Source organism: Erwinia sp. 2186 (assembly GCF_057812255.1).
The window spans coordinates 2,852,283-2,871,639 of the sequence record NZ_CM173824.1; the positions used below are offsets into that span (position 1 = coordinate 2,852,283).

Consider the following 19,357-nt stretch of genomic DNA (forward strand, 5'->3'; position numbering starts at 1 on the left):
AGTGGGTCCTCAGGCGGCGACAACGTGTTGTAAGGTGGTGCGCAGACCTTCCGCATCAATGCGGAACTGGCTGCGCAGTGCAGCGCGACTGCTGCTGTGGGTAAATTCGTAAGCCGGGATCCCCAACGGGGTAAACCGCTGGCGCAGCCCGTGCTTATGCAGAATTTCACCGATAATGCTGCCCAGACCGCCGCTCAGCGAATGCTCTTCCATGGTGATCACCTGCTGGTGCGCGCTGATCAGTTTCACTACCGCGGCTTCATCCAGCGGCCACAGCGAAGGCAGGGAAACGATGGTGATGCTGTCGTGTTTTGCCGCCAGCGCTTCATGGGCCAGCGTGCCCATACAGAACACCACCGTCTCTTTGCCTTCCTGCAGCACTTCCGGCTTGCCGGGAACGAACTGGTAATCGTCGCCATGCAGCACCGGCACTTTGTCACTGTCCATACGGATATAGACCGGACCGGTATGCTGAATGGCGTAACGTGCAATGGCGCTGGCCTGCACGGCATCGGCCGGGGCAAACACCTGCAGGTTGCCGAAGGTGCGGGCAATGGCGATGTCATTGGTACAGTGGTGAGTGGCACCCAGCGGCCCGTAGGCGAAGCCGGCGTTCAGGCCAAGCATTTTGACGTTGGTTTCGGTGTAGCAAATATCGTTTTTGACCTGCTCATTAGAGCGGGCAAACAGGAACGGTGCGGCGTTGGCGGTAAACACCGTGCGGCCGCTCAGTGCCATTCCCGCCGCCATGCCGACCATGTTCTGCTCGGCGATGCCGACGTTAATCACCCGATCGGGAAAGGCCTTTTCAAATGGCGCAATTTTGGAGGTTGAGGTGGAGTCAGCAACCATCACGCTGAGGTTCGCCCCGTTCTGTTGTTCATCGACCAGCGTGGCGATGATCGCGTCGCGTAAGTCTTGCATTAGTCTTCCTCCAGCTCTGCCAGCCCAAGGGCCAGCTGCTCATCATTAGGGACCGAGTGGTGCCAGGCCGGGACGTTCGCCATAAAGGAGATGCCGTGGCCTTTCTCGGTATTGGCGAGGATCACCCGGGGTTTGCCGGTCGACGGCTGATTCACCGCATTGGCAATGGCTTCAGGATCGTGACCGTCGCACTCCAGCACCTCGAAACCGAACGCCAGCCATTTATCTGCCAGCGGTTCCAGCGGCATGATGTCTTCGGTTTTGCCCGCCAGCTGCAGGCGGTTACGGTCCACAATGGCCACCAGGTTATCGAGCTTGAATTTGCTGGCGGACATCGCCGCTTCCCAGTTCGAGCCTTCCGCCAGTTCACCGTCGCCAAGCAGCACAAACGCCCGACGATGGCCCATGCCGGACAGCTTGTTGCCCAGCGCCAGGCCGACGCCGATCGGCAAGCCGTGCCCGAGGCCGCCGGAGTTAATCTCAACCAGATCCGGCAGCTTTTGCCTGACCGGATGGCCTGCCAGCAGCGTGTCGTCGCCCATAAACTGGTCGAGGATCGCCGGGTCGATCAGCCCCATCGCCGCCGCGCTGCAATACAGCCCGCCTGCGCCGTGGCCTTTCGATAAAATAAAACGATCCTGATCGGGACGCTCAGCACCGCGATCCATCACCCCCATAAACAGCGTACAGATGATGTCTACCTCTGAGAGGTCGGCGCCGGTATGCCCTTTTCCCGCCCGATGATTCATTTGCAGGACATAACGTCGGGCCTGACGCGCTGTCTGTTTGATTGCCTGAAAGTCCATCATTACCTCTTCGTCTGTAACGCCGCTGACCGGATAGCGAAGTGGCAGTCCTGCGGCTCATTCGTTTTCGAATAAAAATATACGCTATCGTTTCTAAGCATATTGTGGGGTGGATCAAATTTCAAACAAAAGCCGCTCGAAAGATTAAGCCCTTGATCTACCAGTTTAATCCCCATTATTCAGAATAAGAGTAAGGACAAAAATGCTAAAAATATGTTTAAAATCAAGGCTGTTGCCGTGCATAGACTTTCGAACGAAAACGAAAAGGAAAAAATACCAGACTCGCATTCAATCGAATGCAGAGGTAATATTTGCGCTAATGGCCGTTTGGCGCGGGTTTTCGCCCGTTCAGCAGGTGAAGGGAGAGTTTCGGTTGAAAAGCAAAAGCGAACAATTAGCCGACATGCAGCAACGGCGGGAAAAAATCCTTGAGATGATCCGGGAAGACGGCACGGTGACGGTGAAGATGCTGACGGAGGCCTTTGGCCTGACGGAAGCCACCATCCGTACCGATCTCCGCGTGTTGCAGAAAGAGGGACATGTCCAGCGTTATCATGGCGGTGCCACGCTGATGACCGGTAAGCAGAATACCGGCGCGCTGATGCTGGAGAGGCAAACCCATCTTGATGAGAAGGATGCTATCGGCCGGCTGGCGGCGGAGTATATCGAAAATGGCGATACGGTGATTTTCGACTCCGGTACCACCACCACCGCTATCGCCCATCATCTGGGGCACATCAACAAGCTGTCGGTGGTCACCACCGCAGTCAATATCGCGCTAATGCTGGGCGGTGAGCCGGGCGTCAATATTCTGCTGACCGGCGGCACCTTTAAGTTCCCGACTCTTTCCACCTCCGGCGAGAAAGCGGCCAGCTTCTTTGAGAACGTACTGGCCGAGAAGCTGTTTCTGGCGACCGCCTGCATTTCACCCAAGCTGGGGCTGAGCTTCCCGAGCGAAACCGATATCAAAGTCAAAAGCGCGATGATCCGCTCGGCCAGCACGGTGTATGTGGTGGCCGACTCCAGCAAGATCGACAAGGTGTCGATGTTTGCCCTGCCCTGTGACTGGAGCAATATTCAGTACCTGATCACCGACAGCGGCATCAGCGCCGAGTCGACAGAGGCGTTTGAAGCGCTGGGCGTCAGGGTATTGATTGCCAGGGGATAGCCTCGCTGGCGTAAAACCGGCAGGATAAAAAAAGGCGTCCTGCCTGTGCCGTGAGCACGAAGTTGGACGCCTTTATCCAAAGCACTCGCGCAACCGTCAACGGCCAAACAAATGCATTGTTGTGTATACCTGTTTTTGCAAAGCCTGTGCCAGATCGTCAACCCTCTGATTCCTTTGATAAAGGCCAGAAAGCGTCAGGTCAACTGGCGCCAGTTGCCGATTCCCGGCGGCAATTTTGCCCTGCCATGATGCACAAATCGCACTCCCGGTGTGCATTTCCTGACCAGCCCGATTGCGCGGCTTTTTTACCGCCGTCCGCTTGCCGCCAACCGGCTTCTGATTGGATTAAGCACCTCCAGAGCCGCCTGCTGAAACTCACTGGCTTTTAACTGAAAAAAGCGCGTTGGCATAAAAAAATCAGCCTGGGCAAAACATTAGCCACATTGATACGTTAAGCCCTGAAGCCGTTAACAGATGATGCCCGCTCGGAGCGCCGCTATTCATGCGGTCTGGCGACAGTTTATCGATCCTAATCAAATTGACTTCTTGTCACCTTTCAGGCAAAGATTGTCACCTCTCAGACCGCTGATAACATGTAAAGTGGCGGCCTGCAATTGTTCCCATTCTCAAAAGCGTCAGGTAAACTGACAACGAATTTATCTTTCTGTAAACCTGACTCTTTTTTTCTTGTTACCGACAGTTTACCTGAGCGGACGATGACAATGATTGTGGGGTTTTGCCTGTGGACTATAAGACTCACTGATGAAATGCATGAGGACCAATGTGAAAATAAGCATCGCGTTTACCCTGTTGGCAGTGCTGTCCCTGTCCGGATGCAAGGCTCCTCCTCCGCCGATAACGGATGACACCATCGTAACCAGCGAAGTGGATGGCGTGAAGTTCACCCATCGTCACGCGGTGCAGGCACCGACGTCGTTTACCCCCGTCAATGAGACCTACCGCGCGTTGTATAATGCGTCGGTGATGACCAGCCCGGATTTCAGCGGTAAGAACGTCCGCTATCTTGAGAATGGCAAACCCTTCACCGTACTGGGTGAAGTGGAAAATCACTGGCTGGCTATCGCCGATCCCGATCAGGAACAGCTGATTGGTTACGTGCCGTTCAAAGCCGGCGTGAAAACCGACCTGTATGACGCCACGATCAAAAGCGATCGTCCCCGCCCACGTAAAAACGCCAAAAAAGTGTGCGTCGATGTGGGTGGCCAAAGTAAAGCCTGCCGCAACAACGCGACGGCCACCTGGATCCTGGAATAATCGCGTTCTGCGCCACGGACGGCCAGAAATCACTCTTCGATCCGACGACCCAAAGCGCCCGCCTTGCTGGCGCCACACAGCCGAGACAGTAAAAGCCTGATGACCCCGGAATACCCCGCTGACGCGCTTCCTTACGTCAGCCCAGAAAACCCGTTGCTGGCCGCAGCGGCACCGTTGCTGAATGCAATTGTGCAGATCCGCCTGGCAGCCACGCATGACGACCCTGCCGGCCTGCGTCAGCAACTGGTCGATGAGATCCGCCTGTTTGAAACCCGATGTAAACAAGCCGGCCTGCCTTTTGACATGATCATTGGTGCCCGCTACTGCCTGTGCAGCGTGCTGGACGAAGCTGCGGCGCAAACCCCGTGGGGCACGCGCGGCGTCTGGTCGGGCAACGGTCTGCTGGTCACCTTCCATAATGAAAGTTGGGGTGGCGAAAAAGTCTTCCAGCTGCTTTCCCGCGTCTCGCAAAATCCCAAATTGCATCTGCCGCTGCTTGAGGTGATCCACTACTGTCTGCTGTTGGGCTATGAAGGCCGTTACCGTGGCATCGATCAGGGTAAGCTGCAGCGTGATGCGTTGCGCACCCGCCTGGCCCAGTTGATAAGCGATACCCGCGTGCAGCAGCAACCGCTGGTCGAACCCCAGCCGTTATCGCCCGCCAGCCAGAACACCTTTTGGCGACCGCCGGTGCCGTTGTGGGCATGCGTGATGCTGACAGCCTTTGTGGCCTGCCTGATTTATTCCGGCCTTAACTGGCGTCTTGGGAATTCGGCGGAGCCGCTGCTGCGTGCCATCTGGCAAACGCCGCTGCCCAAGGCCGAACCGGTCAGACGCTCAAACTCGACGCAGGCGATGCTGGATTTGCGCACGCGGCTGGACGATCTGATTGTTGACCGCACGCTGGATGTTGCCGACGGCGCCAATGGCAGCAAGGTGATTATTGCGGCCGACAAGCTGTTTAACCGCGGCGGCAGTGATTTAACCCCTGCGGGCCGGGCGATCATGGTGCGCGTCGCCGCCGCCATGGACAACATCAAAGGCACGCTGCAGGTCAGCGTCTATACCGATAACCAACCGCAGCGTACCGCCCGCTTCCCGTCTAATTATGAATATTCGCTGGCCCAGGCCCATACGCTGACCTCGCTATTGCAGCAGCTGATGATCCAACCTGGCCATATGATCCGCGGTGAAGGCCGCGGTGACAGCAACCCACTGCTGCCGAACGACAGCCAGGAAAACCGGGCGCAAAACCGCCGGGTGGAAATCCTGCTTTTCCCGGCGCCTGAAGTTCAGAGCAGCAGCAAACCCGCGGGGAAATCCTGATGTCTTCTCGCCTTTATTCCCTGATTTTTAGCCGCCTGCTGTGGGGCTTTTTCGGCATCAGCGCGCTGTCGGCGGTGATCTGGATGCTTGGCCCTCAGCTGTTAATCGGCGGCAGCCACTGGCTGGAGCCGGTCATTAACCGCCAGCTGGCCATTTGCCTGTGCTTCTTCCTGTGGATTATCTTCCAGCTGATCCCCCAGCTGTATCGCGCCTGGTTTAACTCGCGCTTGCTGAATAACCTGCAGCACAATGACAACGTCGATTATGCCGACCGGGCGATGACCGAAGAGTTGCTCAGCACCCGCTTCAGTGAAGCGGCCATGCGGCTGAAGAAAACCCAGTTTAGCGGGCGGGATCGCAAGAAAAAGCCGCGCGGCTGGCTGCAACGCGTTAATTCCCAGTATTTGTACCAGCTGCCCTGGTACATGATTGTCGGCGCGCCTGGTGCGGGTAAAACCACGGCGCTGGTGAATTCGGGTCTTGAATTCCCGCTCAGCGACAGCTTTGGCAAAACCGCGCTGCGCGGCGTTGGTGGCACCCGTCATTGCGACTGGTGGTTTACCGAAGACGCGGTGCTGCTGGATACCGCCGGGCGTTATACCCTGCAGGAAAGCCAGCGCGCGAAGGATGCCAGCGAGTGGCAGACCTTTATCACCCTGCTGAAGCGCTACCGCACGCGCCAGCCGATCAACGGGGTGATCATGACCGTCAGCGTCGCCGATCTGCTTAGCGACTCGGCGGAAGCGCGCTTTAATCAGGCGACGGCGCTGCGTCAGCGTATGTCTGAACTGCACCAGCAAACCGGTATCCACTTCCCGGTGTATGTGATGGTGACTAAAACGGACCTGCTGAAAGGCTTTATGAGCTATTTCGCGTCGCTGGATAAAGCGCAGCGCGATCGCATCTGGGGCTTCAGCTTCCCGTGGGAAAATAACCGCCAGAGCGAATCGGCTATCAACCAGCTGTTCGACCGCCAGTTCCGCCTGCTGACCCAACAGCTGCAGGACGATTTGGCCGGCAATATGGCGCGGGAAAGTGACCTGACGCTGCGGGCCGAGTGCTTCCTGTTCCCGCAGGAGTTTGCTTCTTTACGGCCACTGCTGGCGGAATACCTCGATATTGTCTTCTCACCGGAAAATGGCGAGATGCCGTGGTCCGTGCGCGGGGTGTTCTTTACCAGCGGCACCCAGGAAGGGCTGCCGTTTGACCGCATTATGGGTGAGTTGAACAGAAAGCTGCAGCTGCCGCAGGCGTCAGGCCACTCCATTGCCAGCTGGGATTCGGTTAACCGCCATGCGCCAATCCCCGCGAACAAAGGCCAGAGCTATTTTATCCGCTCGCTGATGGATGACATGATTTTTGCCGAAAGCGGGCTGGCAGGCAGCGATCGCTCCTGGGAGCACCGCAACCGGCTGCTGCACTGGGCCGGTTATGCCTCGCTGGCACTGGCGCTGATGATTGCCACCATGCTCTGGACCACCAGCTATTATAAAAATCAGCAGTATCTGCACCAGGTGGAAAGCCGGATGACCGCGGTCGACCAGCAGGCGAAGCGGCTGGCCGCCAATAACTCCGGGGATATCCTGGATCTGCTACCCTTCTTAAATAGCCTGGTGGCGTTGCCGCAAAGTGAGAGTTTCTCGGTTGAAGCGCCACCGCTCAGCATGCGCGGTGGATTATATCGCGGTGGCCAGGTGAGCGATGCGGCCTGGGGCTTCTATCAGAACGCGTTGAAATCCCTACTGCTGCCGCGCGTGGCGCAAAACATCACCCAGACCCTGCGACAGGACAAGGGCGATGACAGTGAATTCAGCCGGAATGCGTTGCGTGCGTATCAGATGCTGTATCAGCCACGCAGCTATGACGGCGAATTCTTACGCGGCTGGGTGATGCAGAATCTTCAGCGCACCCTGCCGGCGAACGTCACGACCCGCCAGCTTCAGCAGCTGGACTGGCACCTGAGCCAGCTGCTGGACCGGCAGATCCAGAGTTCTCCCTTTATCCGGGACAATACGCTGATGATGAGAAAGTTAGCGCTGGATTTGGAAAATGCAGGACGACAGCCCGAAACAGGCACGGTAATTATTCCTGCGGCTGAACGTGTGGCAGCGAACGTTCACTGAATAAGGTCAGCACTATGGCAGAAAATACAGAGTTGGGATGGTACGGCAAGCTGCCTTCCACCGGTGATTTTCTTCAGCGCAGGTTGCCTGAGGCGATGGTCAACAGCTGGTCAAACTGGTTCCAGTTGGGTTTATCGCACTGGCATCACCACAGTGAGCGCAACGCCGAGCTGTTCAGCCGGGCGCCGGTATGGAATTTCGCCCTGCCCGCCACGCTGGGCGTGCAGCGAGTGCAAATTGGCTGCCTGCTGGCCTCACGCGACAGAGTGGGTCGCGCGTGGCCGCTGCTGGCGGTACAAAGCGTGCCGGTCAGCCTCTGGCATCCGGCGCAGCTGGCGGTGTCGGGCGACTGGTTTAGCCACCTCGGCCAGACTTTGCACCGTGCGGTGTCGACCAACGTCACCCCTGACGCACTGAGCCAGGCGTTACTTTCCCTGCCGCCCCTGTCGCTTCCTGACACCGGCAGATCGGACATTATGGACGTGATTGGCTACCAGGATCTTCCCTGCACGCTGGCCTGGCATGAAGTGTCACAACGCTTCAATCCCGGCCAGTACACCAGCTACTGGTGGACCAATCAGAGCGACGGCTATCCTCTGGTCAGCCATAAACACAGCGGCAACCTCACCGCACAGCTTTTTTCACAATTATTCGATCCGGCCGCCGTGGCGCAACCGGGTCGACATGGACTCTATCCTCCGATGTTTGAATAGAGTTATTAGGCCTCTGGCCCTGGCTTCAGGAAAAGCGCATGCGATTTACCATTGTTGAGAGCAGAACCGAGGCGCCCGTCACCGCCTGTGACTTTGTCGCCCCCGGCGGCACCATTGGCCGCAGCGTGGATAACGATCTGGTCCTTCCCGATGACGAACGTGCTATTTCTCGCCTGCAGGCGGTGGTGCACGTGGCCAGCAGCGGCGACTGCCGGCTGACCAGTCACGGCAGTGTGATTGCGGTGTTGCATAACCAGGCGCCGCTGGCACGCGGCAGCCAGATTGCGCTGCAACATGGCGATTTGCTGAGCATTGGCGACTATCAGATTCAGGTCAGCGATCCGGCACGGGCCAGTGAAACGCCGTTCAGCGATGTCGACCCGCTGGCGCTGTTTGGCGAGGATCACTCGCTGCCGGCCGATCCGTTGGGGATCCTGCATGAAGAAGAGCCGATTATTATCCACTCCAGCGATGCGCAGACGCCGGAACAGCTCGCGGCGCGCACCGCCCGCCAGAATGATGCCAGGCTGGGAATCGAACCGATTGGTCATGACGCGCCTTACAGCGAACGCCCGGCCAGCGACAGCAACGCCGAACGGCTGCTGGCGGCGCTGATGGAAGGCATGGGTCTGGAGCACGGGGCGGGTAAACCGGCGCTGACCGAAGATCAGCTGCGGATGACCGGCAGAATGCTGAGCCTGTTTTCGCAGGGAACGGTTGCCCTACTCTCTTCGCGCTCGATCCTCAAGCGCGGCGTGAAGGCCGAAATGACCATGATCCTCAATGAAGCCAATAATCCGTTCAAGATCCTGCCGTCGGGTAAAACCGTGCTGATGCAGATTTATCAGAGCCAGATGCCGGGCTTTATGCCGCCAGAGCAGGCGGTGCGCGATGCGCTGGTCGATTTGCAGGCGCATCAGCTGGGGATGATTGCCGGTATCCGCGCGATTATCGCCGCCATGCTGCAGTCGTTTAATCCTCAGCGGCTGGAGGATAATGCGAAACGTGATGGCGTCTTGCCAAAATTTGGTCTGCCGGGCAGCAAAAAAGCCGCGATGTGGCAAGCCTATCAACGTCATTATCAGAACACCTCAGGCGAAATTGAGGACGATTTCCATACCCTGTTTGGCGATGCATTCCTGCAGGCCTATGACATGGAAGTGAATCAGTACAAAGACTCACAAATCAGACCGGAAGATGAATGAAGATTAACACTGCCTCGACCTCAGAAATTGGCGCAAGAGAGAGCAATCAGGATGAAACGGGTGAGTACACCGGCGCGCATTCTGCCTGTTTTTTAGTCTGCGATGGTGTGGCGGGCACCGAGGGTGGTGAGATCGCCGCCCGGCTGGCCCGTGATTCGTTACTGACCGAATTTGCCGATGACCGGCCGATAAATCCGGCTGATACCGAAAAATGGGTCACCAAAGCCGACCAGGCGATCCGCCAGGCGCAGAGGAATAATCTGAATTTTAAGCGCATGAGCACCACCCTTGCCGCGCTGTTTATTGACCGCGTGCAACAACGCGCATGGTGGGCCCACGCTGGTGACAGCCGTGTTTATCACTTCCGTCGTGGCTTCATCAATACGGTGACCCGTGACCACAGTCTGGCCCAGCAAATGAAAGAGGCCGGTGTTGATAATTCCGGTATTAACAGTAATTTACTTTATAATGCGCTCGGCGCGGATGGCACGCTTCCGGTCAGCTACAGCGATGTGATCCAGCTGGAAGATGGCGATGCCTTTCTGGTCTGTACCGACGGCTTCTGGTGCAGCCTGTCGCCGCAGGAAATGGAGCAGGCGCTGCGGATGGTCAACTCGCCGGAAGAGTGGCTGGCACTGATGCAAAAAGCCATTAATCGCAGTGAAAAAAAAGACAATTTGAGTGCTGTGGCCGTTTGGGTAGGCTCGCCACAGGAAACCACCCTATTACAATCGATGGCGGATTCGGCTCGTTTTTTACCGCCGCGTGATTAACACCAAGGATCGCTATGAAATTCTGGTTGCCAGCTACTGCCACACTGTTGATAGCAACTGCCGCACAGGCTGATGATTACCGCGTGGTTTACTCTCCCAGCCTGGCGCTGGAGGTGTTTATTGATAACGTGGAAAGTAACGCGCCGCAGGACTGGTGCCAGGATAACATTCATTTGCGTATCGTCTCCGGCAAAAGCAAAGAGTCCAGCGTGCTGACCACCTTCCTGCCGCGCGTGGGCAACCTGTTGCAAAATCAGTGTGGCAAGCTGGTCGAGCTGCCGTGGCAGATGACCAACGATGCCGGATCGGTTCTGGCCACCGGAACCGCCTCGAAAGAGCAGAGCTGGCGCCCGATCGTCATCGCCGATGCCACCGCCGCCGCAACCGCCAGCAATGCCTCACCGCTGGATCTGTCACAGCCGGCCAACAGCGCACCGTTGCAGCATTTCGATCTGCCTGCCGGCTGTCATTTCCGCACCTGGTGGGACGACAAAGGCCAGTCGCTGTTTATCCCCGACAGCAAGCGGCTGACCTGTTCAACCGAAGGCTGGCTGGAAGGCCCAAGCGAACTGACCCTTTCCAGCAACGGGAAATCCGAGCCGGTGCCGGTGCAGTTCTACGAAGGCTACCCGCTGAAAAATATTCACCCTGCCTCCGGGGCGCTGGATATTGTCGCAGCCAACAATCAGCGCCTGGTGGCCGCCAAAGCCGACGCGCCTGACAGTTGGTTGCTGCTGCCGTTTAACGCCACGCAGCACGTATGGTCGTTTGATGGCGTGATGCTGGTTAAAATGGACAAAACCCAGGCGACCGATCCCGAACAGCTGAAAACCCAGGTTGATGCACTGCGCAAGGCCTGGGCGAAAGTGATGGATCCGCAAGCGAAGATTACCGTGCTGCTGGTTGATGACCTGCATGCAGACCTGGCCGATCCGGCTATTGGCGCCTGGCGCACCGTTAACTAACTCCGGATGGATACTATGTCGGCGAACGAGAAAACCAAAACAGTCCCCAATGCGCTTCCGGCCGGGCACCGTTTTAATGAGTTTGAGATCAAGGAAGTGATTGGCGGTGGCGGCTTCGGGATCGTTTATCGTGCCTGGGATCATCTGCTTGAACGCACCATTGCGATCAAAGAGTATCTGCCGATTTCGCTGGCCTCGCGCGGGGACGATCTGACCATCGTGCTGCGCGGTGAACGCTATCAGAAGTTATTTAACGCCGGCCTGAACAGCTTTATTCAGGAAGCCCGCCTGCTCGCCCGCTTTAATCATCCTGGCTTGCTGCACGTGCTGCGCTTCTGGGAAGAGAACGGCACCGCCTATATGGGCACGCTCTACTACAGCGGAATGACGCTGAAAGAGTGGCAGCAAGGCAGCCCGGAAAGCGTGACCGATGGCTGGATCCGCCAGCTGCTGCCGCCATTATTCGGCGCCATTGATACCATTCATCGCGGTGGCTATCTGCACCGGGATATCTCCCTCGACAATATCCAGATTCAGGATAACCAGCTGCCGGTGCTGCTCGACTTCGGCTCGGCGCGTAAAGAAATCGGCAATCTCTCCGATGAAACCGAGATCATGCTCAAGCCTGGCTATGCGCCGATCGAGCAGTACAGCGAAGAGAGCGACAGCGAACAGGGCCCGTGGACCGATATTTACGCGCTGGGTGCGGTGCTGCATACGCTGGTGACCGGCAATCCTCCGCCGGTCAGCGTGGTGCGCTGTATTGAAGATCGCTATCAGCCGTTGACGCAGCTGCGACCGGAAGGCTTCTCGTTATCCCTGTTGAATGCCATCGACCAGTCGCTGGCGATGAAACCGCAGGATCGTCCTCAGTCTATCGACGCGCTGGCGGCGCTGATCGAGCTGCCGGTCAGCACGGTTGAGCAGCTGGTGACGGCTGTGACGCAAATCTCCGAACCGGCTCCCGAGCCGTCAGTCGAGCCGGAGCCGCTTCCTGAGCCGGTGATGATTGCCGTTAACCCGACGGCGGGCTCCGCAGAGATTGTCAGCCCGCGCAGCAGCCGTAAGCTGTCCAAACCGCTGGCGGTGTTAAGCGCGGTAGCACTGGTTGCGGTGGTGGGTCTGGTGGTGATGCTGAACCGGGGAGGCGATAAAACCGTCGAGCATCCGGCCGCGGCGGCGACGGCAGATGCCACGGCACCGGTCGCCAGTGCTGCGCCACCGGTAGCAGCGCAGAACACCGGCCCGATGCTGGCAACGGTCTATCTGAAGCTGACCGCCGGCGAAACCGTGTTGCTGAACGGCACGCCGATGGACGTTAAGCCCAATAACAACGGCTATGCCTCGCTAAATCTGGCGGCGGGAAGCTATAAAATCGAAGTCCATTCCGGCACGGCGGTACACAGCCAGCAGTTGGATATCAATAAAGCGGGTACCTGGCTAATTAACCCGGGCGTGTAAACGGTGGGGATCACCCCACCATATTGTTGTGGCACTCCTGCAGCTCGCGCACGCGCTGAACCAGGTCAGTCAGACAGTCGTCATACAAGCCCCGCTTCTTTAACTCCTGTTCAAGGGAGTAAAGATACTGCGCGTTGGTGCCCAATGGACCGCTGGCTTGTGCAATCAGCGGCGCAATGGTTTTCGGGCAGGAATCGGCTTCATACAGCGCATGGCGTGGGTCCATCACGAACGCCATTGCGGTCACCGTGCGGCCGTCTGCCAGCTTCAAATCGCACCAGGTCGGCAGATAGCAGCCGGTGACCATTTCGCGCTTCCACAGCAGCTCCAGCTCTTCATGCAGCTTCTCTTCGGGCAAACGATAGGCCAGCCCGGTGGTTTCACCGCCCTCTTTCAACGCCAGCATGCGTCCCGGCTGGGTCGCCGTGCCGCGCCCGGCGGTTAAGCGCAGGCAGAATGCCCGATGCCAGCCTTCCAGCGTGCCTTCGGCAATTTCATCCGATTCGAAGATCGGGTTCCACATCAGCGAGCCGTATCCAAAAATCCACACCGGGCTATGATTGGGACGACAGGCCAGCGTAGCGGCTAATGAGGCTGCCCGTTGCTCACAGGTCCATAACAACGATTCCTCAATAGCACCAAAAGCTGTCTTACAATCCGCTTTTAACAGGAAATCTCTTGTTAACATAACCCCTCCGCCCGCCACTGCTCACTCCCTGCCACTGCGTTTTACCGTCCCTGAAATTGAATTATTATGAAACTCATGGTTTCAACGCTATCAATGACCCTATGTCATTCATCACGCGCAATCAAGTTTGAACCGCGTCACAAAAGAAAAAATTTCACTTAACTTCATCATCGGCATTATAAGAATAAACTTCAGCAGCAATGTGGCGAACAGAGGGCTTTATCCGCCTCTTTTGCTGCTGCCTGGAACAGCGCATTGCTGGCCGCCGCTAAAGTCACGCCTTTCACCGCTCTTAAGCAAAAAATCTGCTTTACGCCCTGTTTACTCAGCAAAAATCCGCATAAAGCCAAATAAAGGTGGGGTTAATGATGAATAAAGGCAAAATAAGCCATGCCAATACAGTATGATAGGTTACTAAAGTCATAGTTATTGGTCATTTGAGCCAAAAACATTAAAAACCTGTAAATTATGGTAAATAGTACAGGTTTAAAGTTGATAACCCGTTACAATTCCGTTGCTTGTAATATAACCACTGCCGTTCGATGCTATTATTTATGCCTGCAGGTGTTCCCTGAATTCAGGCTAACAGGACAGATAAACAAGGATAAATCAGCCTATGAGTGCCCATGAAGGCGTCAAAACACGCCATAAAGAAACATCCTTAATTCTTCCCCTCGCCGCGCTGGGTATTTTGTGGTTTTGGGGTGCCTCAAGCTCGTTTCCCATCGTTATCACCATCAACCTTATTGCCCTGTTCGCTATCCTTAGCAGCGCCTTTAGCGTGGTTCGCCATGCGGATGTGCTGGCACACCGTCTGGGAGAACCCTACGGCTCGCTGATCCTCAGCCTGTCGGTGGTGATCCTGGAAGTCAGCCTGATCTCGGCGCTGATGGCGACCGGCGATGCCGCACCGGCATTGATGCGCGACACCCTCTATTCAATCATCATGATTGTGACCTGCGGTCTGGTCGGCGCGGCGTTGCTGTTGGGCGGACGCAAGTTTGCCACCCAGTACGTTAACCTCGCCGGGGTTAAGCAGTACCTGATCGCCATTTTCCCGCTGGGTATTCTGGTGCTGGTGTTTCCCAATGCCCTGCCCGGCGGCAACTTTTCCGTCGGCCAGGCGCTGCTGATTTCGGCAATTTCTGCCGCGATGTATGGCGTGTTCCTGCTGATCCAGACCAAAACGCACCAGAGCCTGTTTGTTTACGAACATGAAGATGAGGGCGATGACCCGCACCACGGCAAGCCCTCCGCGCACTCCAACATCTGGCACTCGGGCTGGCTGATTGTGCATCTGATTGCGGTGATTGCGGTCACCAAGATGAACGCCACGCCGCTGGAGTCCTTGCTGACCACGCTGAATGCGCCAGAGCAGTTCACCGGCTTCCTGGTGGCCTTGCTGATCCTCTCCCCGGAAGGTCTGGGCGCGATTAAAGCGGTGCTGGCGAATCAGGTGCAGCGTGCCATGAACCTGTTCTTCGGTTCGGTACTGGCGACCATCTCGCTGACGGTGCCTGCGGTGACGATTATTGCTACCCTCACCGGCCAGCAGCTGATCTTCGGCCTGGAGCCGCCACAGATGGTGATGATGATTGCGGCGCTGCTGTTATGCCAAATCTCCTTCTCCACCGGCAGAACCAACGTGCTGAACGGCGCGGCGCATCTGGCGTTGTTTGTCGGCTATCTGATGACCATCATGCTGTAACGCTAAACGCAAAGCATAAAAAAACGGGGCGAAATTATTCGCCCCGTTTTTATTTGACTGACTGACTGAAGAAGAGTTACTGCGCGCGATAGACCAGCGAGTGGCCCGCGCCGGTCAGCGTCAGCGTGTTCTGCTCAAGCTTAACGGTGGCGCCTGCGGTCAGCATTTTACCAATGGCCATTTCCCACTGGTTCAGCTTCGGATCGCTACACATCATGCGGGTAGACGCCATTTGCGGCACGCTCAGCACGTTGTCTTTCAGCGTGCCCTGACCAAAGAAGCGATTACACATTACGCCGGTGACGCGCATTTCATCACTGAAGTTGATCCCCGGCTTCATGCCCTGAGGCGCGCTGATGGACTGGCCATCCACGGTGGTCAGCACAAAGTTACGGTTCGCTAGTGACGCCTGCGCGTCGTGCTGTGCAGCGCTACTGCATCCGCCCAGCACCATGGCGGCCGTTAACACGGCGAGGGTTCTTTTCATCATTCACTCCTTGTCCTGAATGTCCTTAACCGATTTCTCAGTTGCTGGTATCCAGCTCCGCAAAGCTTTTAACCAGATCATCAATCGCTTTGATCTGCGCCAGGAACGGCTCCAGCTTATCCAGCGGCAGCGCCGACGGACCGTCGCATTTCGCATTAGCCGGATCCGGGTGCGCTTCGATAAACAGGCCGGCCAGGCCAACGGCCATCCCGGCGCGAGCCAGTTCGGTGACCTGACCACGACGGCCGCTGGATGCGGAGCCAAACGGGTCACGGCACTGCAGCGCATGGGTCACGTCAAAGATCACCGGGCTACCGTTAGACACCTGCTTCATCACGTTGAAGCCCAGCATATCCACGACCAGGTTGTCGTAACCAAAGTTGGCACCGCGATCGCACAGGATCACCTTGTCGTTGCCGCCTTCGGCAAACTTATCGACGATGTTACCCATCTGGCCAGGGCTGACGAACTGGGGTTTTTTGACGTTGATCACCGCGCCGGTTTTCGCCATCGCTTCAACCAGATCGGTCTGACGGGCGAGGAAGGCCGGCAGCTGGATCACGTCCACCACGTCAGCTACGGTCTGCGCCTGGCTGGCTTCATGCACATCGGTGATCACCTTCACGCCGAAGGCCGCTTTGATGTCCTGGAAAATGCGCATTCCCTCTTCCAGGCCTGGGCCACGGTAAGAGTGGATGGAAGAGCGGTTGGCCTTGTCAAACGAGGCCTTGAACACGTAGGGGATACCCAGCTTCTGGGTCACGGTGACGTAATGCTCACAGATGCGCATCGCCAGATCGCGAGATTCCAGCACGTTCATGCCACCAAACAGCACGAACGGCAGGTCGTTTGCTACCTTGATATCGCCAATGTTAACCACTTTCTGTTTCATGTCTTCGCCTTATTCTCTGTTAATGCAGCGTAATCTGTTTTTGTTCAATCGAATGGATCTGCAGCTTAATCATTTCGCTGACCGGGTCTTCTGGACACTGTTCAACAAAGTAAGTCAGATCCGTCAAAGCCACATGTTCACACTCTAACTGGGCGAAAATCAGCCCACGGTCGCGAATTTCGTAGGGATCTTCCGGGTCCATCTGCACCAGCACCTGGCTGACCTGCAGTGCCAGCTCCATCTGCTTCTCTTCCATCAGCGCGGATTTCAGCGTATCGAGCATTTTATTCAGCACCAACTGCGGTTCGGCTTCCTGAAGGTCGTCGTCATACAGCTCCGCGACCGGGCCAATATTGCCCTTCAGCCAGGCTTCAAGCGTATGTTCATCGAGGGTATCGCCGTTGAACGGGTTAATTAACCACATCTCTTCGTCGATCCAGTCGGCACGTAAAATCAGCTGGGTGGGGAAAATGACCGGCATCAGCGGTAACGACAGCTGACCGGCAATGTGCAGGAAAATGATGCCTAACGAGACAGCCGTTCCCTGACGGGTTCTGAGAACATTATCCAGCCACAGAGTGTCGGACAGGCGATATACGCCGCTGGCGCCGCCAAATCCCCACTGTTTCCAGAACAGCTCAATTAACTTCTCAAGCTGCATGTCCTGCTCTAACTGCTGTGGAATTGCTGCGCGGGCCTCTGCTACCAGTGCCGCTAACTGCTTATTCACGTCTTCAGCAGGGAAATCGGGGCGGATAGCTTTGGTGGCTGCTATTACCGCCTCACACAGTGGTAACACTGTGAGATCTTCAGTTGCTATCGACGTCATACACTCCCCAACAATGGCATTTTGCCACGATGATACCGCCAAATAGCCTCCCCGTCAGCCGGGGACCGCGCCATTCGGTCATTCTCTTGCGTTCATTTAGCGTTTCTGGGCATAAGTCACACGATCGTTGCCACCATAATCTTTTGCGGTGGCGACGCTGACAAAATGATTCTGCTGCAGGATCGCCCGCACCGCCTCCGCCTGCTGCCAGCCATGCTCCAGCAATAACCAGCCGCCGGGCAGCAAATAGTGCCCCGCTTCTGCTGCAATCTGCTTAATGTCCGCCAGCCCATTATCGGCGGCAATCAGGGCGCTGTCGGGCTCAAAGCGCACGTCGCCCTGCTGCAGATGTTGATCTTCAGCATCAATATACGGTGGATTACTGACAATCAGCGTGAACTGTTCGCCGGACACCGCGCTGAACCAGTTGCTGAGCCGGAACCGTGCGTTGGTGATGCCCAGCCGCTCTGCATTGCTTTCGGCCAGCGAAACCGCGGCGGCAATGCGATCGACACCCGTCACCTGGCAATCTGGCCGCTCGGAGGCGATGGCTAACGCAATCGCACCGGTGCCGGTGCCGAGGTCAAGAACGGTACTCGCAGTTTCGGGAAGATGGGCCAGCGCCTGCTCGACCAGCAATTCGGTATCAGGACGGGGGATCAGGGTGTCGGGGGAAACGCTCAGGGACAGCGACCAGAATTCGCGCTGGCCGGTCAGATAGGCAACCGGCTCGCCGTTGGCACGGCGCGCCAGTAAATCGTCCAGCTGGCTGAGCTGTTCCGCGCTTAGTTCGCTGTCATCAAAGGCAATAATCCAGCTGCGGGATTTGCCAGTGACGAAGCCCAGCAGGATTTCGGCATCCCGCTTGGGGCTTTCGCTGCCCGCCAGGCGGGCAATCGCCGCCCGCAACCACTGGCGTACGGTCATTAGTCCTGACCGGACAGTGCGGCCAGCTGATCCGCCTGATATTCCTGCACGATAGGCTCAATCAGCATATCCAGCTTGCCCTGCATCGCTTCATCCAGACGGTAAAGCGTCAGGTTGATGCGGTGGTCGGTAATACGACCCTGCGGGTAGTTATAGGTGCGGTTACGGTCGGAACGATCGCCGGTGCCCAGCAGGTTGCGACGGGTAGAAGCTTCTTCCTGATGCAGCCTGGCGGTTTCTGCCGCACGGATACGCGCGCCCAGCACCGACAACGCTTTCGCTTTGTTTTTATGCTGTGAACGTTCGTCCTGACACTCCACCACGATGCCGGTTGGCAGGTGGGTAATACGGATGGCCGAGTCGGTGGTGTTAACGTGCTGACCACCGGCACCGGAGGAGCGGAAGGTATCGATTTTCAGATCGCCGGCGTTGATTTCCGGCATTTCCGCTTCCGGCAGCTCGGGCATAATCGCCACGGTGCAGGCAGAAGTATGTATACGGCCCTGCGATTCGGTTTCCGGTACGCGCTGCACGCGGTGACCGCCTGATTCAAACTTCAGACGCCCGTAAGCGCCGTCGCCGATCACTTTGGCAATCACTTCTTTATAGCCACCATGCTCACCGTCGTTGGTGCTCATGATTTCAATTTTCCAGCGGCGGGTTTCAGCATAACGGCTGTACATACGGAACAGATCGCCGGCGAAAATCGCGGCTTCATCACCGCCGGTGCCGGCGCGCACTTCCAGATAACAGTTGCGCTCGTCATCCGGATCTTTCGGCAATAGCAGAACCTGCAGCTCCTGCTCCAGCTGTTCGCTGGTAGCACGCGCGTCTTTTAATTCTTCCTGCGCCATGTCGCGCATTTCAGGATCGTCCAGCATCTCTTCGGCTGCGGCGATATCGTCCTGGTTCTGCTGCCAGCGACGGAAACACTGGCTCACGTCGGTCAGCTGCGCATATTCGCGTGACAGAGCACGAAAACGGTCCTGGTCGGCAATCACGCCCGCATCGCCCAGCATCGCCTCAACTTCTTCATGGCGTTCCTGCAAGGCTTCCAGTTTGGCAACAATAGAAGGCTTCATTGGTG

General features: G+C 57.0%; 19 protein-coding genes. 11 read left to right on the plus strand and 8 right to left on the minus strand.

From position 1 onward, the window contains the following. Positions 1 to 9: 9 nt before the first annotated feature. Both ACXKZG_RS13160 and ACXKZG_RS13165 read right to left on the minus strand, forming a co-directional pair. On the minus strand, positions 10 to 924 hold the full coding sequence (locus ACXKZG_RS13160; RefSeq protein ID WP_488874979.1) for a transketolase family protein: 915 nt from the start codon (positions 922 to 924) through the stop codon (positions 10 to 12). Continuing rightward, positions 924 to 1,730: a transketolase gene (locus ACXKZG_RS13165; RefSeq protein WP_041692280.1), complete on the minus strand. Its 807-nt coding sequence runs from the start codon at positions 1,728 to 1,730 to the stop codon at positions 924 to 926. The genes ACXKZG_RS13160 and ACXKZG_RS13165 overlap by 1 nt, the downstream gene beginning before the upstream one ends. Before the next feature lie 373 nt (positions 1,731 to 2,103). Between ACXKZG_RS13165 and ACXKZG_RS13170 the strand changes: the two genes are divergently transcribed. The 9 genes from ACXKZG_RS13170 to ACXKZG_RS13210 all read left to right on the plus strand — a co-directional run bounded on the left by ACXKZG_RS13170 (position 2,104) and on the right by ACXKZG_RS13210 (position 12,739). Then, positions 2,104 to 2,898: a DeoR/GlpR family DNA-binding transcription regulator gene (locus tag ACXKZG_RS13170; RefSeq protein ID WP_346594766.1), complete on the plus strand. Its 795-nt coding sequence runs from the start codon at positions 2,104 to 2,106 to the stop codon at positions 2,896 to 2,898. A gap of 762 nt (positions 2,899 to 3,660) precedes the next feature. Continuing rightward, positions 3,661 to 4,173 (plus strand): SH3 domain-containing protein, encoded by a 513-nt coding sequence (locus tag ACXKZG_RS13175; RefSeq protein WP_013201865.1) that lies wholly within the window; start codon positions 3,661 to 3,663, stop codon positions 4,171 to 4,173. Positions 4,174 to 4,272: 99 nt separating this feature from the next. Then, positions 4,273 to 5,499, plus strand: a complete 1,227-nt coding sequence (icmH, locus tag ACXKZG_RS13180; RefSeq protein WP_013201864.1) for a type IVB secretion system protein IcmH/DotU — start codon at positions 4,273 to 4,275, stop codon at positions 5,497 to 5,499. Continuing rightward, positions 5,499 to 7,622 (plus strand): type VI secretion system membrane subunit TssM, encoded by a 2,124-nt coding sequence (tssM, locus tag ACXKZG_RS13185; protein ID WP_346594768.1) that lies wholly within the window; start codon positions 5,499 to 5,501, stop codon positions 7,620 to 7,622. The genes icmH and tssM overlap by 1 nt, the downstream gene beginning before the upstream one ends. A 14-nt stretch (positions 7,623 to 7,636) precedes the next feature. Then, positions 7,637 to 8,335, plus strand: coding sequence for a type VI secretion system-associated protein TagF (gene tagF, locus ACXKZG_RS13190; protein ID WP_013201862.1), 699 nt, complete (start codon positions 7,637 to 7,639; stop codon positions 8,333 to 8,335). A 38-nt stretch (positions 8,336 to 8,373) separates the two neighbouring features. Further along, a complete protein-coding gene (gene tagH / locus ACXKZG_RS13195; RefSeq protein WP_013201861.1) occupies positions 8,374 to 9,540 on the plus strand; it encodes a type VI secretion system-associated FHA domain protein TagH in 1,167 nt (388 codons plus the stop codon). Then, a complete protein-coding gene (locus ACXKZG_RS13200; protein ID WP_134823983.1) occupies positions 9,537 to 10,313 on the plus strand; it encodes a PP2C family protein-serine/threonine phosphatase in 777 nt (258 codons plus the stop codon). Before tagH ends, ACXKZG_RS13200 begins: the two co-directional genes overlap by 4 nt. Before the next feature lie 14 nt (positions 10,314 to 10,327). Then, the gene (locus ACXKZG_RS13205) at positions 10,328 to 11,278 is read left to right on the plus strand and encodes a hypothetical protein (protein WP_134823982.1); all 951 of its coding nucleotides are present in this window, start codon (positions 10,328 to 10,330) and stop codon (positions 11,276 to 11,278) included. A gap of 15 nt (positions 11,279 to 11,293) precedes the next feature. Next, positions 11,294 to 12,739, plus strand: a complete 1,446-nt coding sequence (locus ACXKZG_RS13210; protein ID WP_013201858.1) for a serine/threonine protein kinase — start codon at positions 11,294 to 11,296, stop codon at positions 12,737 to 12,739. Between the two features lie 10 nt (positions 12,740 to 12,749). Here ACXKZG_RS13210 and ACXKZG_RS13215 read toward each other — a convergent pair whose 3' ends face one another. Further along, complete coding sequence (locus tag ACXKZG_RS13215; RefSeq protein WP_013201857.1) at positions 12,750 to 13,427, minus strand: gamma-glutamylcyclotransferase; 678 nt, start codon at positions 13,425 to 13,427, stop codon at positions 12,750 to 12,752. A gap of 127 nt (positions 13,428 to 13,554) precedes the next feature. On the opposite strand from ACXKZG_RS13215, the gene ACXKZG_RS13220 reads away from it, so the two are divergent. Then, the gene (locus ACXKZG_RS13220; RefSeq protein WP_157868015.1) at positions 13,555 to 13,803 is read left to right on the plus strand and encodes a hypothetical protein; all 249 of its coding nucleotides are present in this window, start codon (positions 13,555 to 13,557) and stop codon (positions 13,801 to 13,803) included. A gap of 240 nt (positions 13,804 to 14,043) precedes the next feature. Continuing rightward, entirely contained in the window at positions 14,044 to 15,135 is a 1,092-nt protein-coding gene (gene chaA / locus ACXKZG_RS13225) for a sodium-potassium/proton antiporter ChaA (protein ID WP_013201856.1), read from the plus strand. A gap of 76 nt (positions 15,136 to 15,211) precedes the next feature. Here the strand turns inward: chaA and ACXKZG_RS13230 are convergent, their stop codons facing one another. The 5 genes from ACXKZG_RS13230 to prfA all read right to left on the minus strand — a co-directional run bounded on the left by ACXKZG_RS13230 (position 15,212) and on the right by prfA (position 19,352). Continuing rightward, positions 15,212 to 15,625, minus strand: coding sequence for an META domain-containing protein (locus tag ACXKZG_RS13230; RefSeq protein WP_346598591.1), 414 nt, complete (start codon positions 15,623 to 15,625; stop codon positions 15,212 to 15,214). A gap of 34 nt (positions 15,626 to 15,659) precedes the next feature. Next, a complete protein-coding gene (gene kdsA, locus ACXKZG_RS13235) occupies positions 15,660 to 16,514 on the minus strand; it encodes a 3-deoxy-8-phosphooctulonate synthase (protein ID WP_013201854.1) in 855 nt (284 codons plus the stop codon). Positions 16,515 to 16,533: 19 nt separating this feature from the next. Next, the gene (sirB1, locus tag ACXKZG_RS13240; protein ID WP_013201853.1) at positions 16,534 to 17,343 is read right to left on the minus strand and encodes an invasion regulator SirB1; all 810 of its coding nucleotides are present in this window, start codon (positions 17,341 to 17,343) and stop codon (positions 16,534 to 16,536) included. 96 nt (positions 17,344 to 17,439) lie between these two features. Then, positions 17,440 to 18,270 carry a peptide chain release factor N(5)-glutamine methyltransferase gene (prmC, locus tag ACXKZG_RS13245; protein WP_488874980.1) on the minus strand — a complete coding sequence of 277 codons (831 nt, stop codon included), beginning with the start codon at positions 18,268 to 18,270 and terminating at the stop codon, positions 17,440 to 17,442. Beyond that, on the minus strand, positions 18,270 to 19,352 hold the full coding sequence (prfA, locus tag ACXKZG_RS13250) for a peptide chain release factor 1 (protein ID WP_013201851.1): 1,083 nt from the start codon (positions 19,350 to 19,352) through the stop codon (positions 18,270 to 18,272). Before prfA ends, prmC begins: the two co-directional genes overlap by 1 nt. Between the last annotated feature and the right edge of the window lie 5 nt (positions 19,353 to 19,357).

Coding starts and splice junctions, on each gene's coding strand:
- ACXKZG_RS13160 (WP_488874979.1), bottom strand. CDS start 924: ATGCAAGACTTACGCGACGCGATCATCGCCACGCTGGTCGATGAACAA.
- ACXKZG_RS13165 (WP_041692280.1), bottom strand. CDS start 1,730: ATGGACTTTCAGGCAATCAAACAGACAGCGCGTCAGGCCCGACGTTAT.
- ACXKZG_RS13175 (WP_013201865.1), top strand. CDS start 3,661: ATGAAATGCATGAGGACCAATGTGAAAATAAGCATCGCGTTTACCCTG.
- icmH (WP_013201864.1), top strand. CDS start 4,273: ATGACCCCGGAATACCCCGCTGACGCGCTTCCTTACGTCAGCCCAGAA.
- tssM (WP_346594768.1), top strand. CDS start 5,499: ATGTCTTCTCGCCTTTATTCCCTGATTTTTAGCCGCCTGCTGTGGGGC.
- tagF (WP_013201862.1), top strand. CDS start 7,637: ATGGCAGAAAATACAGAGTTGGGATGGTACGGCAAGCTGCCTTCCACC.
- tagH (WP_013201861.1), top strand. CDS start 8,374: ATGCGATTTACCATTGTTGAGAGCAGAACCGAGGCGCCCGTCACCGCC.
- ACXKZG_RS13200 (WP_134823983.1), top strand. CDS start 9,537: ATGAAGATTAACACTGCCTCGACCTCAGAAATTGGCGCAAGAGAGAGC.
- ACXKZG_RS13205 (WP_134823982.1), top strand. CDS start 10,328: ATGAAATTCTGGTTGCCAGCTACTGCCACACTGTTGATAGCAACTGCC.
- ACXKZG_RS13210 (WP_013201858.1), top strand. CDS start 11,294: ATGTCGGCGAACGAGAAAACCAAAACAGTCCCCAATGCGCTTCCGGCC.
- ACXKZG_RS13215 (WP_013201857.1), bottom strand. CDS start 13,427: ATGTTAACAAGAGATTTCCTGTTAAAAGCGGATTGTAAGACAGCTTTT.
- chaA (WP_013201856.1), top strand. CDS start 14,044: ATGAGTGCCCATGAAGGCGTCAAAACACGCCATAAAGAAACATCCTTA.
- ACXKZG_RS13230 (WP_346598591.1), bottom strand. CDS start 15,625: ATGATGAAAAGAACCCTCGCCGTGTTAACGGCCGCCATGGTGCTGGGC.
- kdsA (WP_013201854.1), bottom strand. CDS start 16,514: ATGAAACAGAAAGTGGTTAACATTGGCGATATCAAGGTAGCAAACGAC.
- sirB1 (WP_013201853.1), bottom strand. CDS start 17,343: ATGACGTCGATAGCAACTGAAGATCTCACAGTGTTACCACTGTGTGAG.
- prmC (WP_488874980.1), bottom strand. CDS start 18,270: ATGACCGTACGCCAGTGGTTGCGGGCGGCGATTGCCCGCCTGGCGGGC.
- prfA (WP_013201851.1), bottom strand. CDS start 19,352: ATGAAGCCTTCTATTGTTGCCAAACTGGAAGCCTTGCAGGAACGCCAT.